Source organism: Pseudomonas sp. GZD-209 (assembly GCF_049310485.1).
Lineage (GTDB): Bacteria > Pseudomonadota > Gammaproteobacteria > Pseudomonadales > Pseudomonadaceae > Aquipseudomonas > Aquipseudomonas sichuanensis.
In genome coordinates this window covers 1-16918 of sequence record NZ_JBMOWQ010000225.1, presented here as the reverse complement: position 1 = coordinate 16918, position 16918 = coordinate 1, and the positions used below count along the sequence as shown (strand labels likewise).

At 64.8% G+C, this 16918-nt stretch carries 13 protein-coding genes and 1 pseudogene; 9 read left to right on the top strand and 5 right to left on the bottom strand.

The genetic code is table 11. The features are described from left to right. Positions 1–286 precede the first annotated feature (286 nt). The 6 genes from ACO6VM_RS22810 (at position 287) to ACO6VM_RS22785 (ending at position 6785) form a co-directional block, all read left to right on the top strand. Positions 287–1528 (top strand): SfnB family sulfur acquisition oxidoreductase, encoded by a 1242-nt coding sequence (locus ACO6VM_RS22810; protein ID WP_347151246.1) that lies wholly within the window; start codon positions 287–289, stop codon positions 1526–1528. Positions 1529–1674: 146 nt separating this feature from the next. Next, entirely contained in the window at positions 1675–2856 is a 1182-nt protein-coding gene (locus ACO6VM_RS22805) for an SfnB family sulfur acquisition oxidoreductase (protein ID WP_401055770.1), read from the top strand. Continuing rightward, positions 2856–4247, top strand: coding sequence for an LLM class flavin-dependent oxidoreductase (locus tag ACO6VM_RS22800; protein WP_422403851.1), 1392 nt, complete (start codon positions 2856–2858; stop codon positions 4245–4247). The genes ACO6VM_RS22805 and ACO6VM_RS22800 overlap by 1 nt, the downstream gene beginning before the upstream one ends. Next, positions 4240–5040: a MetQ/NlpA family ABC transporter substrate-binding protein gene (locus ACO6VM_RS22795; protein ID WP_347151248.1), complete on the top strand. Its 801-nt coding sequence runs from the start codon at positions 4240–4242 to the stop codon at positions 5038–5040. Before ACO6VM_RS22800 ends, ACO6VM_RS22795 begins: the two co-directional genes overlap by 8 nt. A gap of 1 nt (position 5041) precedes the next feature. Next, the gene (locus ACO6VM_RS22790) at positions 5042–6151 is read left to right on the top strand and encodes a methionine ABC transporter ATP-binding protein (RefSeq protein WP_422403850.1); all 1110 of its coding nucleotides are present in this window, start codon (positions 5042–5044) and stop codon (positions 6149–6151) included. Beyond that, positions 6141–6785 (top strand): methionine ABC transporter permease, encoded by a 645-nt coding sequence (locus tag ACO6VM_RS22785; RefSeq protein ID WP_186731846.1) that lies wholly within the window; start codon positions 6141–6143, stop codon positions 6783–6785. Before ACO6VM_RS22790 ends, ACO6VM_RS22785 begins: the two co-directional genes overlap by 11 nt. A 77-nt stretch (positions 6786–6862) precedes the next feature. Here the strand turns inward: ACO6VM_RS22785 and dibA are convergent, their stop codons facing one another. Then, positions 6863–8758: a phosphodiesterase DibA gene (gene dibA / locus ACO6VM_RS22780; protein ID WP_422403849.1), complete on the bottom strand. Its 1896-nt coding sequence runs from the start codon at positions 8756–8758 to the stop codon at positions 6863–6865. 150 nt (positions 8759–8908) lie between these two features. Between dibA and desA the strand changes: the two genes are divergently transcribed. Further along, positions 8909–10093 carry a delta-9 fatty acid desaturase DesA gene (gene desA / locus ACO6VM_RS22775; RefSeq protein WP_401055778.1) on the top strand — a complete coding sequence of 395 codons (1185 nt, stop codon included), beginning with the start codon at positions 8909–8911 and terminating at the stop codon, positions 10091–10093. A gap of 139 nt (positions 10094–10232) precedes the next feature. Beyond that, entirely contained in the window at positions 10233–11222 is a 990-nt protein-coding gene (locus ACO6VM_RS22770; RefSeq protein ID WP_125861025.1) for a GGDEF domain-containing protein, read from the top strand. A 38-nt stretch (positions 11223–11260) separates the two neighbouring features. Here ACO6VM_RS22770 and ACO6VM_RS22765 read toward each other — a convergent pair whose 3' ends face one another. The 4 genes from ACO6VM_RS22765 to gabD form a co-directional block, all read right to left on the bottom strand. Beyond that, positions 11261–12040: a hypothetical protein gene (locus ACO6VM_RS22765; RefSeq protein ID WP_401055780.1), complete on the bottom strand. Its 780-nt coding sequence runs from the start codon at positions 12038–12040 to the stop codon at positions 11261–11263. 137 nt (positions 12041–12177) lie between these two features. Further along, the gene (locus ACO6VM_RS22760; RefSeq protein WP_401055782.1) at positions 12178–13515 is read right to left on the bottom strand and encodes an HDOD domain-containing protein; all 1338 of its coding nucleotides are present in this window, start codon (positions 13513–13515) and stop codon (positions 12178–12180) included. A 133-nt stretch (positions 13516–13648) separates the two neighbouring features. Then, positions 13649–14926, bottom strand: coding sequence for a 4-aminobutyrate--2-oxoglutarate transaminase (gabT, locus tag ACO6VM_RS22755; RefSeq protein WP_153785452.1), 1278 nt, complete (start codon positions 14924–14926; stop codon positions 13649–13651). Positions 14927–15115: 189 nt separating this feature from the next. Beyond that, the gene (gene gabD / locus ACO6VM_RS22750) at positions 15116–16558 is read right to left on the bottom strand and encodes an NADP-dependent succinate-semialdehyde dehydrogenase (protein WP_401055784.1); all 1443 of its coding nucleotides are present in this window, start codon (positions 16556–16558) and stop codon (positions 15116–15118) included. 235 nt (positions 16559–16793) lie between these two features. On the opposite strand from gabD, the pseudogene ACO6VM_RS22745 reads away from it, so the two are divergent. Continuing rightward, positions 16794–16918: pseudogene (locus ACO6VM_RS22745) on the top strand (choline ABC transporter ATP-binding protein); the annotation flags it as partial.

Sequence of the window (16918 nt, the reverse complement as noted above, 5' to 3'; positions counted from 1 at the left end):
GGGGGAAAAGCCCGCCCGTATGTTTGTTGTGGGGGGGGGGGGGGGAGTGTTCTTCCCCCGCGATTTTTTTCGACCCCTGAGTTCTTCTATTGATATTCCCAAACGTTAGTTCATAAAGATTTTACAAACGAATAGGGTATATAGACCGGACCACCGGACCAGCAAACGTCTGCCGACCTCACCCCGAGGCGGCACAGTCAACTTTTGTGAGGTAAGGAATGGTCAGGATCACAATCACCCCAGTGGCCAACGCCAGGGCATTGAGTGCAGCCAAGGAGCGGTACTGATGTCCAGCCAGCCAACTACCCAATCGCACAGCGACACCGACAGCTCGCCCCTGCTGCTGCCCGCCAAGGTGCTGCAAAGCGACCAGGAGGCCCTGCAGGCCGCCCGTGAACTGGCCGACGTGGCCCGCCACAACGCCGCCAGCCGCGACCAGCAGCGCAAGCTGCCGTGGGCCGAGATCGAACAGTTCACCCGCAGCGGCCTGGGCAGCATCAGCATCCCCAAGGCCTACGGCGGCCCGGAAGTGTCGTTCGTGACCATCGCCGAAGTGTTCCGCCTGATCAGCGCCGCAGACCCGGCGCTGGGGCAGATCCCGCAGAACCAGTTCGGCATCCTGCAGCTGGTGCGCCTGACCGCCACCGAGGCGCAGAAACAGCGGATCTTCCGCGCCGTGCTCGACGGCTGGCGCATCGGCAATGCCGGGCCGGAGCGCGGCACCAAGGACACCCTGACGCTCAAGGCGCGCATCACCCGCAAGGGCGACGACTTCAGCATCAGCGGCGAAAAGTTCTACTCCACCGGCGCCCTGTACGCCCACTGGGTGGCGGTCAAGGCGCTGGACGACGAAGGCCGCCAGCGCCTTGCATTCGTGCGCCGTGGCAGCCGCGGCTTGCGCATCATCGACGACTGGTCGGGCTTTGGCCAACGCACCACCGCCAGCGGCACCGTGCTGCTGGAACAGGTGCCGGTGGACGCCGACCTGGTTGTGGATAACTGGCGCCAGCGCGATGTACCGAACATCCAGGGCGCGGCCTCGCAACTGATCCAGGCGGCCATCGACGCCGGTATCGCCGAAGCGGCGATCGAGGACGCGATCACTTTCGTGCGCGAGAAGTCGCGGCCGTGGATCGAAGCCAAGGTCGAGCGCAACAGCGACGACCCTTATGTGATCGCCGACATCGGCCGCCTGAAGCTCGACCTGCATGCCGCCGAAGCGCTGCTGCGCAGGGCCGCCAAGGTGCTCGACGAAGTCAACGCCGGCCCCATCGACGATGCCGCCGCTGCGCGGGCCTCGATCGCGGTGGCCGAGGCCAAGGTGCTCACCACCGAGATTTCGTTGCAGGCCAGCGAGAAGCTGTTCGAGCTGGCCGGCAGCCGCGCGAGCCTGGCCGAGTACAACCTCGACCGGCACTGGCGCAACGCCCGGGTGCACACCCTGCACGACCCGGTGCGCTGGAAGTACCACGCGGTCGGCGCCTACTACCTCAACGGCACCCTGCCAGCCCGCCATTCCTGGATCTGATTTTCGGCCCATCGCGGGGGGGGGGGGGGGAGGAAGGAGTGAGAGGGGGGGGGGGGGGGGTGAGGGGCCTTGTGTTGTAGCGCCCTTCTTGTTTTTTTGGTGTGGGTGTTCTCCCCCCCCCCGCGATGAGGCCTTCGGAGAGCACCATGACTGCATCCCTCATCACCAGCGACGCCCAGGCCCTGGCCGTCGCCGAAGAACTCGCCCACCACCTGCGCCAGGACAGCGCCGTGCGCGACCGCGAACGCCGCCTGCCCCACGCCGAACTCGAACGCTTCGTGCACACCGGCCTATGGGGCATCAGCGTGCCCAAGGCCTTTGGCGGCGCCGGCGTGTCCAGTGCCACCCTGGCCAAGGTCGTGGCGCGCATCGCCCAGGCCGACGCCTCGATCGGGCAGATCCCGCAGAACCACTTCTACGCCCTCGAAGTGCTGCGGGTGAACGGCACCCCGGAGCAACAGAAACGGCTGTATGCCGAAGTCCTCGCCGGCCGCCGCTTCGGCAATGCCCTGGCCGAAATCGGCACCAAGAACGCCCACGAACGCACCACGCGCCTGACCCGCGATGGCGAGCATTACCGCATCAACGGCCGCAAGTTCTACTGCACCGGCGCCATTTATGCGCAACGCATCCCGACGCTGGTGATCGACGAACAGGACGTGCAGCACCTGGCGTTCGTGCCCGCCGACAGCCAGGGCATCGAAGTGATCGACGACTGGAGCGGCTTCGGCCAACGCACCACCGGCAGCGGCTCGGTGGTGTTCGACAACGTGCCGGTACGCGCCGAAGACGTGGTGCCGTTCGGCAGCGCCTTCGAGCGCCCGACCACGGTCGGCCCGCTGGCACAGATTCTCCACGCGGCCATCGACACCGGCATCGCCCGCGCCGCCTTCGAAGACGCCCTGCACTTCGTGCGCAGCCGCAGCCGGCCGTGGGTCGACTCGGGTGTCGACAAGGCCAGCGACGACCCACTGACGCTGAAGAGCTTCGGCCACCTGGCGATCCGCCTGCACGCCGCCGAAGCGCTGCTGGAGCGTGCCGGCGAAATCCTCGACATCGCCCAGGCCGACAGCACCGCCGACACCCTCGCCGCAGCCTCGATTGCCGTGGCCGAGGCGCGGGCGATCAGCACCGAAATCTCGCTGGCCGCCGGCACCACCCTGTTCGAACTGGCCGGCAGCCAGGCCACCCTGGCCGAGCACAACCTCGATCGTCACTGGCGCAACGCCCGGGTGCACACCCTGCACGACCCGGTGCGCTGGAAGTACCACGCCATCGGCAACTTCTACCTCAACGACGAGAAGCCGCCGCGTCGGGGGACCATCTGATGGCCAAGCAGATCCTGCTCAATGCGTTCAACATGAACTGCATCGGGCACATCAACCACGGCCTGTGGACCCACCCGCGGGACACCTCGACCCAGTACAAGACCCTCGACTACTGGACCAACCTGGCCCGCCTGCTGGAGCGCGGGCTGTTCGACGGGCTGTTCATCGCCGATATCGTCGGCACCTACGACGTGTACGGCCAGTCGCTGGACGTGACACTCAAGGAGTCTATCCAGCTGCCGGTCAACGACCCGCTGCTGCTGGTCTCGGCCATGGCATCGGCAACCCGGCATCTGGGCTTCGGCCTTACCGCCAACCTGACCTATGAAGCGCCCTACCTGTTCGCCCGGCGCCTCTCCACCCTCGACCACCTGAGCAACGGCCGAGTCGGCTGGAACATCGTCACCGGCTACCTCGACAGCGCCGCCCGGGCCATGGGGCTGGAACAGCAACCCGAGCACGACCGCCGCTACGACCAGGCCGACGAGTACCTGCAGGTGCTGTACAAACTGCTCGAGGGCAGCTGGGACGACGATGCCGTGGTCGCCGACCGCGCGCAGCGTGTGTATGCGCGCCCGGACAAGGTGCACAAGGTCATCCACCACGGTGAGTTCTACGACGTCGAGGGCTACCACCTGTGCGAACCCTCGCCGCAGCGCACCCCGGTGCTGTTCCAGGCCGGCAGTTCGGCACGTGGCCTGGCCTTTGCCGGCAACCATGCCGAGTGCGTGTTCATCAGCGGCCAGGACAAGGCCGCCACCCGCGCCCAGGTCGACAAGGTGCGTGCAGCGGCGCAGGCCGCTGGTCGCGACCCGCAGGCGGTCAAGGTGTTCATGGGCATCAGCGTGATCGTTGCCGCAACCGAGGACGAAGCCCGCGCCCTGCACGCCGAGTACCTGCACTACGCCAGCCCCGAGGCCGGCGTGGCGCACTTCGCCAGCTCCACCGGTATCGACTTCTCGCGCTACGGGCTGGACGAGCCGATCGGCTTCGCCAAGGGCAATGCCATCCAGTCCGCCACTCGCCAGCTGCAAGACAGCGCCTGGACCCGCCGCCGCCTGCTGGAGCAGCACGCCCTGGGCGGGCGCTACGTCACCCTGGTCGGCAACCCCGAACAGGTCGCCGAGCAACTGATCGGCTGGCTCGACGACACCGGCCTGGACGGTTTCAACCTGACACGCACCGTCACCCCGGAAAGCTTCGAGGCCTTCATCGACCTGGTAGTACCCGAACTGCAGCGCCGTGGCCGCTACAAGACCGCGTACGCCGAAGGCACCCTGCGCGAGAAGCTGTTCGCCAGCGACCACCCGCACCTGCCCGCCGACCACCCCGGATCCACCTACCGCAACACCCACACCCCTGCCCCGACTGGAGCCCTGCACCATGCTTGAGAAACTGTTCCGGCCCGTCGCGGCCATCGCCCTGGGCCTCGGCCTGTCCGCCGCCGCCTTCGCCGCCGAACCACTGAAGATCGGCACCACCGCCGCCTTCGCCATCCCGCTGGAAGCGGCGGTGGCTGAAGCCCATAAACAAGGCCTGGAAGTGAAGCTGATCGAGTTCAGCGACTGGATCGCGCCCAATGTCAGCCTCAACAGCGGCGACATCGACGTGAACTACTTCCAGCACATCCCCTTCCTGGAAAACGCCAAGGCCGCCGCCGGCTTCAACCTGGTGCCCTACGCACCGGGGATCATCAACAACGTCGGCCTGTACTCGAAAAAGTACAAGAGCTTCGCCGAACTGCCCGAAGGCGCCAGCGTGGCCATCGCCAACGACCCGATCAACAGCGGCCGTGGCCTGCAGCTGCTGGCCAAGGCCGGGCTGATCACCCTCAAGCCGGGCGTGGGCTACAAGGCCACCGAAGACGACATCATCGCCAACCCGAAGAAGATCAGAATTCTCCAGGTCGAGGCCGTGCAGCTGGTGCGCGCCTACGATGACGCCGACCTGGTACAGGGCTACCCGGCCTATATCCGCCTGGCCAACACCTTCGACGCCACCTCGGCGCTGCTGTTCGACGGCCTGGAAAACAAGGAATACGTGATCCAGTTCGTCATCCGCCCGCAGGAGAAGAACGACCCGCGCCTGGCCAAGTTCGTCGACATCTATCAACACTCGCCCGCCGTGCGCGCAGCCCTGGACAAGGCCCATGGCAAGCTGTACCAGGCCGGCTGGGAAGGCTGACATGAGCCAGGCCAGCGCCCTCAGGGCGCTTCCCTCGCAGCCAGTGCCGCTCAAGGCACCTGAACAAGTGCTGCGCCCGGAGGTGAACCAGGCCCATGTGCGCTTCATCGGCCTGGGCAAGACCTACCCGGGCCAGGCGCAACCGGCGCTGCAAGGCATCGACCTGAACATCCGCCGTGGCGAGATCTTCGGCATCATCGGCCGCAGCGGCGCCGGCAAGTCGTCGCTGCTGCGCACCATCAACCGCCTGGAGCAGCCAAGCCAGGGCCGGGTGCTGATCGACCAGGTGGACATCGCGCCTTTCGACGAAGACCGCCTGGTGGCCCTGCGCCGGCGCATCGGCATGATCTTCCAGCACTTCAACCTGATGTCGGCCAAGACCGTGTGGCAGAACGTCGAGCTGCCGTTGAAGGTGGCCGGTGTGAGCAAGCCCGAGCGCCAGCGCAAGGTGCGTGAGCTGCTGGAGCTGGTGGGGCTGGCGGAAAAACACCACGTCTACCCGGCGCAGCTGTCCGGCGGGCAGAAGCAGCGGGTCGGCATCGCCCGGGCGCTGGTGCACGACCCCGAAATCCTGCTGTGCGACGAAGCCACCTCGGCGCTCGACCCGGAAACCACCGCATCGATCCTCGAACTGCTGCGCGACATCAACCAGCGGCTGGGCCTGACCGTGGTGCTGATCACCCATGAGATGGCGGTCATCCGCGATATCTGCCAGCGCGTGGTGGTGCTCGAGCGCGGCGAAGTGGTCGAGCAGGGCGAGGTGTGGCAGGTGTTCGGGGCGCCACGCCACGAGGTCACCCGCACCTTGCTCGCGCCCTTGCAGACGCGCCTGCCCGCCGCCTTGCAGGCCAGCCTGCGGGCCAGCCCGGCCAGCCGCGATTCGGCCGTGGTGCTGCGCCTGCAGCTAGTCGGTGAACCGGAGCTGAGCACGCTGTTCAGCGACCTGGGTGGCCGCGTGCGCCTGCTCCAGGGCGGCGTCGAAACCATCGGCGAGCATGCCCTGGGCCAGTTGATCCTGGCCGTGCGCGGCTCACCGCTGGACACTCATCAATTGCTCGAGCGCGCCCGCCGCTGGGCTGCGGATGTGGAGGTACTGGGCCATGTGGATTGATCGCCTGCTGCAAGGCTTGCTCGACACCCTGCTGATGGTCGGCGTGTCCTCGCTGGTGGCGCTGCTCGTGGGGGTGCCGATGGCGGTGCTGCTGGTCACCAGCGACAAGGGCGGGATCTTCGAGGCGCCGGCGCTCAACCGGGTGCTGGGCGCCATCGTCAACCTGTTCCGCTCGATCCCGTTCCTGATCCTGATGGTCGCGCTGATCCCCTTCACCCGCCTGGTGGTCGGCACCACCTACGGCGTGTGGGCGGCCGTGGTGCCGCTGACCATCGCCGCCACGCCGTTCTTCGCACGGATTGCCGAGGTCAGCCTGCGCGAGGTCGACCATGGCCTGATCGAAGCGGCCCAGGCCATGGGCTGCCGGCGCTGGCACATCGTCTGGCATGTGCTGCTGCCCGAGGCGCTGCCGGGGATCGTCGGCGGTTTCACCATCACCCTGGTGACGCTGATCAACTCGTCGGCCATGGCCGGGGCGATCGGTGCGGGGGGGCTGGGGGATATCGCCTACCGCTATGGCTATCAGCGCTTCGACAGCCAGATCATGCTGACGGTGATCGTCATGCTGGTGGCGCTGGTGGCGCTGATTCAGCTGGGCGGGGACCGCTTGGCCAAGGGTTTGAACAAGCGTTGAGCCCATCGCGGGGGGGGGAGAGAACCCCCCCCCCCCCCCCCGCCCTCCCCCCCTCCCCCCCCCCCCCCGATACGATCTCAGCCCCAGTGCAGCTCTGCCGCCGGCACCGGCCGCCCGAACCAGTACCCTTGCCCCAGCTGGCACTGCTGCTCCAGCAGGAAGCGCGCCTGCTCGGCCTGCTCGATGCCTTCGGCATGCACCTGCATGCCCATGCTGCGCGCCAGGGCGATGATCACCCGCACGATGGCAATGTCGTCATCGTCGAAGGGCAGGCCCGCGACGAAGCCCTGGTCGATCTTCAGTTTCTGCACCGGCAGGCGCTTGAGGCGCAGCAACGAAGAGTAGCCGGTGCCGAAATCGTCGATGGCCAGGGTCAGCCCCAGCTCGCGCAGGCGGTGCAGCTGCTCCAGCGCCACTTCCGGGTCTTCCATCACCGCGCTTTCGGTGACTTCCAGCTCCAGCAACGACGGGTCGAGGCCGGTGTCGTGCAGCACATCGGCCACCTGCCGGTACAGCTCGCGCTGGCTGAACAGGCGGCTGGAAATGTTGACGGCGACGAACGCCAGCACCCGGCCGTCCTGCTGCCACTGCACCATCTGCCGACAGGCCTGGCGCAACACCCAGGCATCGATCTCGGCGATCAGCCCGGTGCGCTCGGCAATCGGGATGAACTCCCCCGGCGGTACCAGGCCCCGCTGGGGATGCTGCCAGCGCACCAGCGCTTCGACGCCGATCATCTTCGCGTTGAACAGGTCGTACACCGGCTGGAAGAACACCCGCAGTTCCTCCTGTTCCAGCGCCCGGCGCAACTCGCCGGCGGTCTCGACCCGGTGCTGGGCGTGGGCGGTCAGTTCCTCGGTGTACAGCGCGTAGCAGGCGCGGCCACTGCTCTTGGCCTTGAACAGCGCCGAGTCGGCGTTGCGCAGCAGCTGTTCGGCGCTCAGCGCATCGCTGGGGAACAGGCTGATGCCGATGCTGGCACTGATGAACAGGCGGTGGTCATCAAACGTGAAGGGCTCACGCAAGCGCTCGATGATGCTCTGCGCCAGCTTGCCGGCCTGGCCGACCTGCTGGCAGTTCTCGGCCAGCACGCCGAATTCGTCGCCGCCCAGGCGGGCCAGGGTGACGCCACTGCCCACCACTTCGCGCAGGCGATCACCCACCAGCTTGAGCAACTGGTCACCGATGGTGTGGCCAAGGCCGTCGTTGATGCTCTGGAAATGATCGAGGTCGAGCAACAGCAATGCGCAACCGCGTTTGTTCAGTTGCGCGGCAGCCAGCGCCTGCTCGGCACGGTCGTTGAACAACAGACGGTTGGGCAGGCCGGTCAGCGGGTCGTGATGGGCAAGGTAGGCGAGCTCCTGCTCGGTGTGCTTGATCGCACTGATGTCGCTGAACACCGCCACATAGTGGCTGAGCTCGCCGCTGTCGTCGCAAATGGCGCAGATCGTCTGCCATTGCGGGTAGATCTCGCCGCTTTTGCGGCGGTTCCAGATCTCGCCGCTCCACTCGCCCTTGGCGTTGAGCGCGGCGTAGATCTGCTGGTAGAACGGCGCGCCATGGCGGCCAGACTTGAACTTGCTTGGGCGCTGGCCGATGACCTCGTCCTGCTGGTACCCGGTGATGCGCATGAAGGCCCGGTTGACGTGCACGATCAGGCCGTTGCGATCGGTCACCAGCACGCCTTCGAGGGTGCTGTCGAACACCGCCGCGGCCATGCGCAGGCGTTCGCGGTCTTCGCTGCGCAGGCGTGCACCGATGCCGATGAAGTTCAACAGCCGGGCGCGCGAGACGAAGATCAGCAAGGCACTGAGCAACACCCAGACCACTACATTGATCTGCCGGCCCACGGTCAGCGCCAGCGGGTCCTCGGACATGCTCTGCAAGACCAGCTCCGACAGCGTCAGCCAGAGGATCGAAAGCAGCAGGTAGAGCCCGGCCATACGCAAGGCGTCGCGAACGGAAACAGACATGTCGGGTCGGTGAGCCCATGGAAAATGAGGGGGCATTATAAAGGCTGAAACACCCTGTGACTTCCTATCAAAAAGGCCGACTGGTTTTATTTGCCTGCCAAGGGATAATGCCAGCGCTGTTCCCCTGTGTTTGCGAGGGTTTTTCCCGCTATGTGGTACTACGGTTTGCTCGATCTGTCGGCCTGGCAACTGGTCGCCGTCACCCTGCTGATGACCCATGTGACCATCGTCAGCGTCACCATCTACCTGCACCGCTACTCTGCGCACCGGGCGCTGGAGCTGAATGCGGGGCTCAAGCATTTCTTCCGTTTCTGGCTGTGGCTTACCACTGCGCAGAACACCCGCGAGTGGACCGCCATCCACCGCAAGCACCACGCCAAGTGCGAAACCCCTGACGACCCGCACAGCCCGCTGCACAAGGGCCTGGGTACCGTGCTGCGCAAGGGCGCCGAACTCTATCGCGAAGAGGCGCGCAACGAAGAGACGCTGCGCATCTATGGCAAGAACTGCCCGGACGACTGGATCGAACGCAATCTCTACACGCGCTACAAGCTCGGCGGCATCGCCCTGATGGCGGTCATCGACCTGCTGCTGTTCGGCACCATCGGCATCACCATCTGGGCGGTGCAGATGATGTGGATTCCGTTCTGGGCCGCCGGCGTGGTCAACGGCCTCGGCCATGCGGTGGGTTACCGCAACTTCGAATGCCGCGACGCCGCCACCAACCTGGTGCCCTGGGGCATCATCATTGGCGGCGAAGAGCTGCACAACAATCACCACACCTACCCCAACTCGGCCAAGCTCTCGGTACGCCGCTGGGAATTCGACATGGGCTGGATGTGGATCCGCCTGCTGAGCATGCTGCGCCTGGCCAAGGTGCAGCGGGTGGCGCCCATCGCCCATCGGGTCGAGGGCAAAGCGTCGCTGGACATGGACACCGCCATGGCCATCCTCAACAACCGTTTCCAGATCATGGCCCAGTACCGCAAGCTGGTGATCGGCCCCTTGGTGAAACAGGAGCTGGGCAAGGTCGACGCCTCAATGCGCCACCGCTTCCGCCGCGCCAAACGCCTGCTGTCGCGTGAGACCAGCTTGCTGCAGGACCGTCATCACGTGCGCATCGAATCGATGCTGGCGCACAGCCAGTCACTCAAGACCATCTACGAGAAACGCCTGGCGCTGCAGCAGATCTGGGCGCGCACCAGCGCCAACGGCCACGACATGCTCGCTGCCATGAAGGACTGGGTGCACGAGGCCGAGGCCAGCGGTATTCAGTCACTGCGTGATTTCGCCGCCCAACTCAAGACCTACTCGCTGCGCCCCACAGGCACCTGATAGCCGTTGATCGGCATGCCCCGCAATGGGGCATGCCGCCCGGAACTTCCCTCCCCGATACCACTCCAACGCGGCACATCGTCCGCGTGGCGGGCCGGTTCGTGGCCGCACGCCCCACGTCGAGAACCGTTCCGTGCACATGGCCAAAGACCTCCCGCCCACGTTTACCGACCCTCCCCGCCCCGAAGCGGCCCAGACGCTGCTCGCCCTGCTGCATGCCCAAGGCGAAGTGGCCCGCCTGAGCGAGCGCGAACAGCTCTATTCATCGTTGCTCGACAGCGTCAACGCCGTGCTCTGGGCCTTCGACTGGGAAACCCGCCAGGTGCTCTATGTCAGCCCGGCCTACGAACGCCTGTTCGGTCGCCCGGCCAGCCTGGTGCTGGCCGACTACAACGAGTGGCGCGACGCCATCTACCCGGACGACCTCGAATACGCCGAGCGCAGCCTGGCCCAGGTGCTGGTAAAGGGTACCGTCGAGGACCGCGAGTACCGCATCCTCAATGGCGCCGGCGAAGTGCGCTGGGTCAGCGACAAGTGCTACATCAACCAGCAGCGTGAGGGTGATCAGCGGGTGATCATCGTCGGCATCGCCGAGGACATCACCGAAAAGAAGCAGCTCGAAGGCGAGTTGCATCGCCTGGCCACCACCGATGTGCTCACGCAAAGCAGCAACCGCCGGCACTTCTTCGAATGCGCCCAACAGGCGTTCGACAATGCCCGGATACATGGCACGCCGCTGGCATTCCTGCTGTTGGACATCGATGACTTCAAGCTGATCAACGACAGTTACGGGCACCAGGAAGGCGACCAGGTACTGCAGCGCATCGCCGACAGCGGCAAGGCCGTGCTACGGCGTGGCGATCAGTTCGGGCGGATCGGTGGTGAAGAGTTCGCCGCAGTGTTCCCCGGCTGCACTGCGCAGATGGCCGAACAGATCGCCGAGCGCCTGCAGCGGGAGATCCAGTGTCTGAGTTTCAGCCACGGGCAGCAGACTTACGGCGTGACCGTTAGCCAGGGGCTGACCGGGCTGACCGATGAGGACGAAACGCTCGACAGCCTGTTCGCCAGAGCTGATGCGGCGATGTACCGCGCCAAGCGGCAGGGCAAGAACCAGATCGTAAAAGGCTGACCGGTTACCCGCCCGTAATGTGCAGCAAGTAGCTCATTTCATTTCGTAACGGCTAAGAGCCACTCGTAATCGATCCGGCCGCTACGTGGCCCGACCAGCACACCTTCAGGCTCTTTCTCCCGGCCCTCCCTGAACGCGACATCGAGAATATGCCACTGCTGGTCGGTGATTTCGCCCGCAAGGGCGTCAGCTTCGGCAGTGTATCGCTTGATCAATGCTGCCTTCCTGGAACTTGTCGAATAGTTCATGGGCACCTCTGATATCTGGATAGTGGTTTGTTCGTCAGTCGCCCCTAGCGGCTTCACAAGACGCCCGGCAGGATCACGTACGAAACCAAGGGATAAGTACAAAAATTCGACACCCGGATCGGGTTGTTGAACCTCGATCTGCGAGTACCTGAGCATCCGTGCGTATTCAATAACAGCAAACAGCAACAGCGAGGCCACCAGGCCTCTCAATGGATTCTCCGGGCCTGGTTTGCCCTCCAGCAGAATGATCTTGATGCAGTGATTGCTTCTGCGGGGGCTGGCGTAACAGAGACCGCAGAGCACATGCTCAGACCACAACGAAACGTCGAATCCCTTGAGATCTCGATCAGCCCAGCGTGAAACGTCCTCCCAGGGAAAATGGTGAGTCTGCCTGCCCCAGGACTGCAGAGCCTCGATCGCCATGCTTCCAATAGGCTCGAAACGCACCTTTTCAACGTCGAGCTCAGCACCAGACGTGCAGTACCTATTGGAGAATGCTTCATGGGCGAGTATTCGCGCCCTGGAACGATAGACCTGATAGCGCAGGTCGCGATGCCTGTAAGTATTCATCCTCAGCCACAACCTTCCTGCCATTCCGTTGGTGGAGTGGCAGGAAAACTACGCCTGAAGAACTTCCATGGATACCAACGGACGTCCTCAACACCTGTAGGACCGATCCCAAGTCTGATGCAACACCGCTACGCGGCTCAGGCCTGGCGCTCTTCTCCGTCCACGGGCTCGGCATCTGCTGCGGGAGTTACCAGCAAATCAACCTCCGGCTCACTTTCAGCATCCTGTGCCGCCAGGCGCTCAGCTTCCTCCCGGGCTACCGCTTCGGGGTCCACCTTGCGCAACCGCGTCAACTCCGGCAGCCCGAGCTTGAGCAACCGCGCCGTCTTGCCGCTGGCGACCTTTTCCAGCCCTTCGCTGGGCCTGAGCCGCGCCAGCTGGCCGGCCAGGCTCATGGCCAGGATCTCCCGCGAGTAAACACCGCCGCCCAACTGATACACCGCAGCGATCAGCTCACGCAGGTTCAGCGGCAAGCGCCAGCGGGTGCGCAGCGCCGAGCCGAACGGCGCGCCGAATTCGTTGAGCGACAACTGAACCTGGTCTTCATCCAGTTCGCCGCCCGCCAGGCGCCACTCCTGCAAGGTACGCAGCACCGCCAGGTCACCCAGGCAATGCAACAGCCCCGCGCAGTAGCAACGGCCTTCGTCCACCTCGAGCATGCGTGCCAGGGTGCGGCCGTACTCGGCGGTGTGCAGGGAAAAGTCCCAGTAACGGGCAGCGTGGCGCGCCAGCAAGGGGTCGCTCAAGCGCGCACTGCGCTTGAGGGTCAGGCCCAGAATCAGGTTCATGCTCTGGGTGCTGCCGAGCTTGTTCAGCGCTTGCATCAACGTCTGCACCGGCGCATCGCGGTGCATCGCGGCACTGTTGGCGGCGGCGATCAGCACCCCGGTGATCTGCGGGTCGTTGCGCACCTCCTCCTCGAGCACCTTGAGGTTCAGGCCCTCGGGGTTGAGGGCGCGCTTGATCGCCACCTGCACGTCGGCGAACAACGGGCCGCCGTCGGCAGTAGCGCGGCGCTGTTCGAGGAAGGCCGACAGCTTGAGCCCCGGCGGCAGCGCCGGGACCGGGCAGGCAATCTGCTCGCCGACGTGCACCAGCAGGTCTTCCAGGCGTTTGCGCAGGTTATCCAGGTCGAGCGGTTTGCTCAGGTAGGCGGTAGGGTGCAGTGGCAGCGCTTCGCGCACGCTGGCGGTATCGGTGCGGTTGCTCATGAGGATGAACGGCATACCCGACTGTTCGCCCTGCTTGCGCACCTTGCGCAGCAGGTCGAGGCCATCGAGCCCGGCGAGTTCGCGGGCAGCGATGATCAGGTCGGGCTTGGTTGCCAGCGCGCTCAGCGCCTGGGGGCCATCGGCACAGACGTGCAAGCGTGCATCGCAACGCACGCTGAGCAGCATTTCGCTGAGCATGTCACGCACCCAAGGGTCGCCCTCGGCAATCAAGACACAAGGGGGGATAGGGTCGGCGGCGCTCATGAGCGAGTCTCCTGATAATGGCGCGCGATCCTTCGCAGCTTCCACGGAATCCTCGTACAACCTTAGCGCCTGAAACCGACAAACGGCATAAAAAAAACCCGCCTAGGCGGGTTTTTTCTGAAGCGTGTCACATTCAGGCGAGTTCGGCGAAGCACTCTTCGATGATCGCCAGGCCTTTGTCCAGCAGTGCGTCTTCGGCGGTCAGCGGCACCAGGATGCGCAGGACGTTGCCGTAGGTACCGCAGGACAGCAGGATCAGGCCCTTGTCACGCGCCTTGGCGACAACCTGGCCAACGGCGGCAGCGTTCGGGGTGTGGGTACCCTTCTCGAACACTTCCACAGCGATCATCGAACCCAGACCGCGGACGTCGCCGATGATCGGGTGCTTCTTCTGGATTTCACGCAGGCCAGCGGTCAGGCGCTCGCCGACAGCCTTGCTGCGATCCAGCAGTTTCTCTTCCTCGAACACTTCGATCACGGCCAGGGCCGCAGCGCAAGCGATCGGCGAACCGGCATAGGTGCCGCCCAGGCCGCCCGGGGCGATGGCGTCCATGTACTCGGCCTTGCCGCACACACCGGCCAGCGGGAAGCCGCCAGCGATGGACTTGGCGAAGGTGGTCAGGTCAGGCGCAACACCCATCTGCTCCATGGCGAAGAAGGTGCCGGTACGGCCAGCGCCGGTCTGCACTTCGTCGGCAATCAGCAGGATGCCGTGCTGGTCGCACAGGGCGCGCAGGCGCTTCATCAGCTCTTTCGGCGCTGGCAGGAAGCCGCCTTCGCCTTGTACCGGCTCGAGGATGATCGCGGCGATGTCGCGCGGCTCGGCGTCGTTCTTGAAGATGCGCTCGACCGAAGCGATGGCGTCGTCAACGCTGACACCGTGCAGCTCGCTCGGGAACAGGGCGCGGAACACGCCGCCCGGCATCAGGCCCATGCCAGCGGAGTACGGCACGACCTTGCCGGTCAGGCCCAGGGTCATCATGGTACGGCCGTGGTAACCACCGGTGAAGGCGATCACGCCAGCGCGGCCAGTGGCGGCACGGGCGATCTTGACGGCGTTTTCGACAGCTTCCGAGCCGGTGGTGACCAGCAGGGTCTTCTTGTCGAAGTCACCTGGGACCAGCTTGTTGATCTTCTCGCACAGCTCGACGTAGGGCTCGTAGGCCAGCACCTGGAAGCAGGTGTGGCTGACCTTGGTCAGCTGCTCTTGCACGGCCGCGACCACTTTCGGGTGCAGGTGGCCGGTGTTCAGTACTGCGATGCCGCCGGCGAAGTCGATCAGTTCGCGGCCTTCAACGTCGATCACCGTCGAGTTCTTCGCGGTATCGACGAAGATCGGGTGAATCTGGCCAACGCCACGTGGGACGGCGGCGACACGGCGTTGCATCAAGGATTCGTTGGTCTTGCTCATAATGCCCTCATTCGCGCCGACTCTGACGGCGCTGTTATTCGGGGGTGGCTGGGTGTGTTCACGTTCAGTATTCGTTGATCGACTGTCGTGAACGCCCTGGCCACCAGGTACTGCGGTGTCAAAAAGACCAGCGAGGCGTCGCTCTCGCGCCCCGCTGGCAGAGGTAAATACTGCTCTTTCAGTCAGCGATCAGACGCTGATGCACAGGTATTTGATTTCGAGGTAGTCCTCGATGCCGTACTTGGAACCTTCGCGGCCCAGGCCCGAGGCCTTGATACCGCCGAACGGCGCGACTTCGTTGGAGATCAGGCCGGTGTTGATACCAACCATGCCGTATTCCAGGGCCTCGGCAACACGGAACACACGGCTCATGTCGCGGGCGTAGAAGTACGAGGCCAGGCCGAACTCGGTGTCGTTGGACATGGCGATGACTTCGGCCTCGTCCTTGAAGCGGAACAGCGGCGCCAGCGGGCCGAAGGTCTCTTCTTTAGCGACAGCGGCAGTCTTCGGCACGTCGACCAGGATGGTCGGCTCGAAGAAGTTGCCTTCGATCAGCTTGCCACCGGACAGCACCTTGGCGCCTTTGGAGACGGCGTCTTCGATGTGTTCCTGGACCTTGGCGACAGCCTTGCCGTCGATCAGCGGGCCGGTGGTGGTGCCTTCTTCCAGGCCGTTACCGATCTTCAGCTTGGCCACAGCGGCCTTGAGCTTCTCGGCGAACGCCTCGTAGACGCCGTCCTGCACGTAGATACGGTTGGCGCAGACGCAGGTCTGGCCGTTGTTGCGGTACTTGGAGATGATCGCGCCTTCGACCGCCTTGTCCAGGTCGGCGTCGTCGAACACGATGAACGGCGCGTTGCCGCCCAGCTCCAGGGAAACCTTCTTGATGTCCTTGGCGCATTCTTCCATCAGCTGGCGACCGATTTCGGTCGAGCCGGTGAAGGACAGCTTGCGTACCAGGGAGTTGCCGGTCAGCTCGGAGCCGACTTCGCCGGCGCTGCCGGTGATCACGCTGAGCACGCCAGCCGGGATGCCGGCACGGGTGGCCAGCTCGACCAGGGCCAGGGCGGAGTACGGGGTCTGCGAAGCAGGCTTGAGCACCATGGTGCAACCGGCGGCCAGGGCCGGGCCGGCTTTACGGGTGATCATCGCGGCCGGGAAGTTCCACGGGGTGATGGCCGCGGTAACGCCGATCGGCTGCTTGATGACGATCAGGCGCTTGTCGGGCTGGTGGCCTGGGATGACATCGCCGTAGACACGCTTGGCTTCTTCGGCGAACCACTCGATGAACGAAGCGGCATAGGCGATTTCGCCCTTGGCTTCGGCCAGCGGCTTGCCCTGCTCGGTGGTCATCAGGCGGGCCAGGTCGTCCTGGTGCTCGATCATCAGTTCGAACCAGCGGCGCAGCTTGCCGGCACGCTCTTTGGCGGTCAGTGCGCGCCAGGCCGGCAGCGCCTTGTCGGCGGCCTCGATGGCGCGGCGGGTTTCAGCGGCGCCCATCTTCGGCACGGTACCGATCACGTCACCGGTGGCCGGGTTGGTCACCTTGATGGTCTGACCGCTGTCCGCATCCAGCCATTCACCGTTGATGAAGGCTTGCTGGCGGAACAACTGAGCGTCTTTGAGCTGCATGTCGGCTTCCCTTAACTGCGCTGCGGCACGGCGCGGCGCGAATTATTGATTGTTGAAAAGGCGCCCCCATGCGGGGGCGGCCGTCAGGAATTCGTGTACCCGGGTGTTCGATGCCTGGGCGCTGAGCGTTTGAAATCTCAAACGGAATGCTAAGCGGGGGCTGGGGTGTTGGACAATAGGCTGTTCGAAAAAAAGAACGAATGGTCGGAATTCAGATCAGCGGAAACGCATCGCGGGGCAAGCGGTGGAAGGGCTGGATCGCCGGCCGACCGTGGTGCACGCCGACATCGGCATGCGCGACGCGCTGCAGATTCGTTACCAGACCGGCAACAAGCTGGTGCTGCAGGAGAACGACAAGCT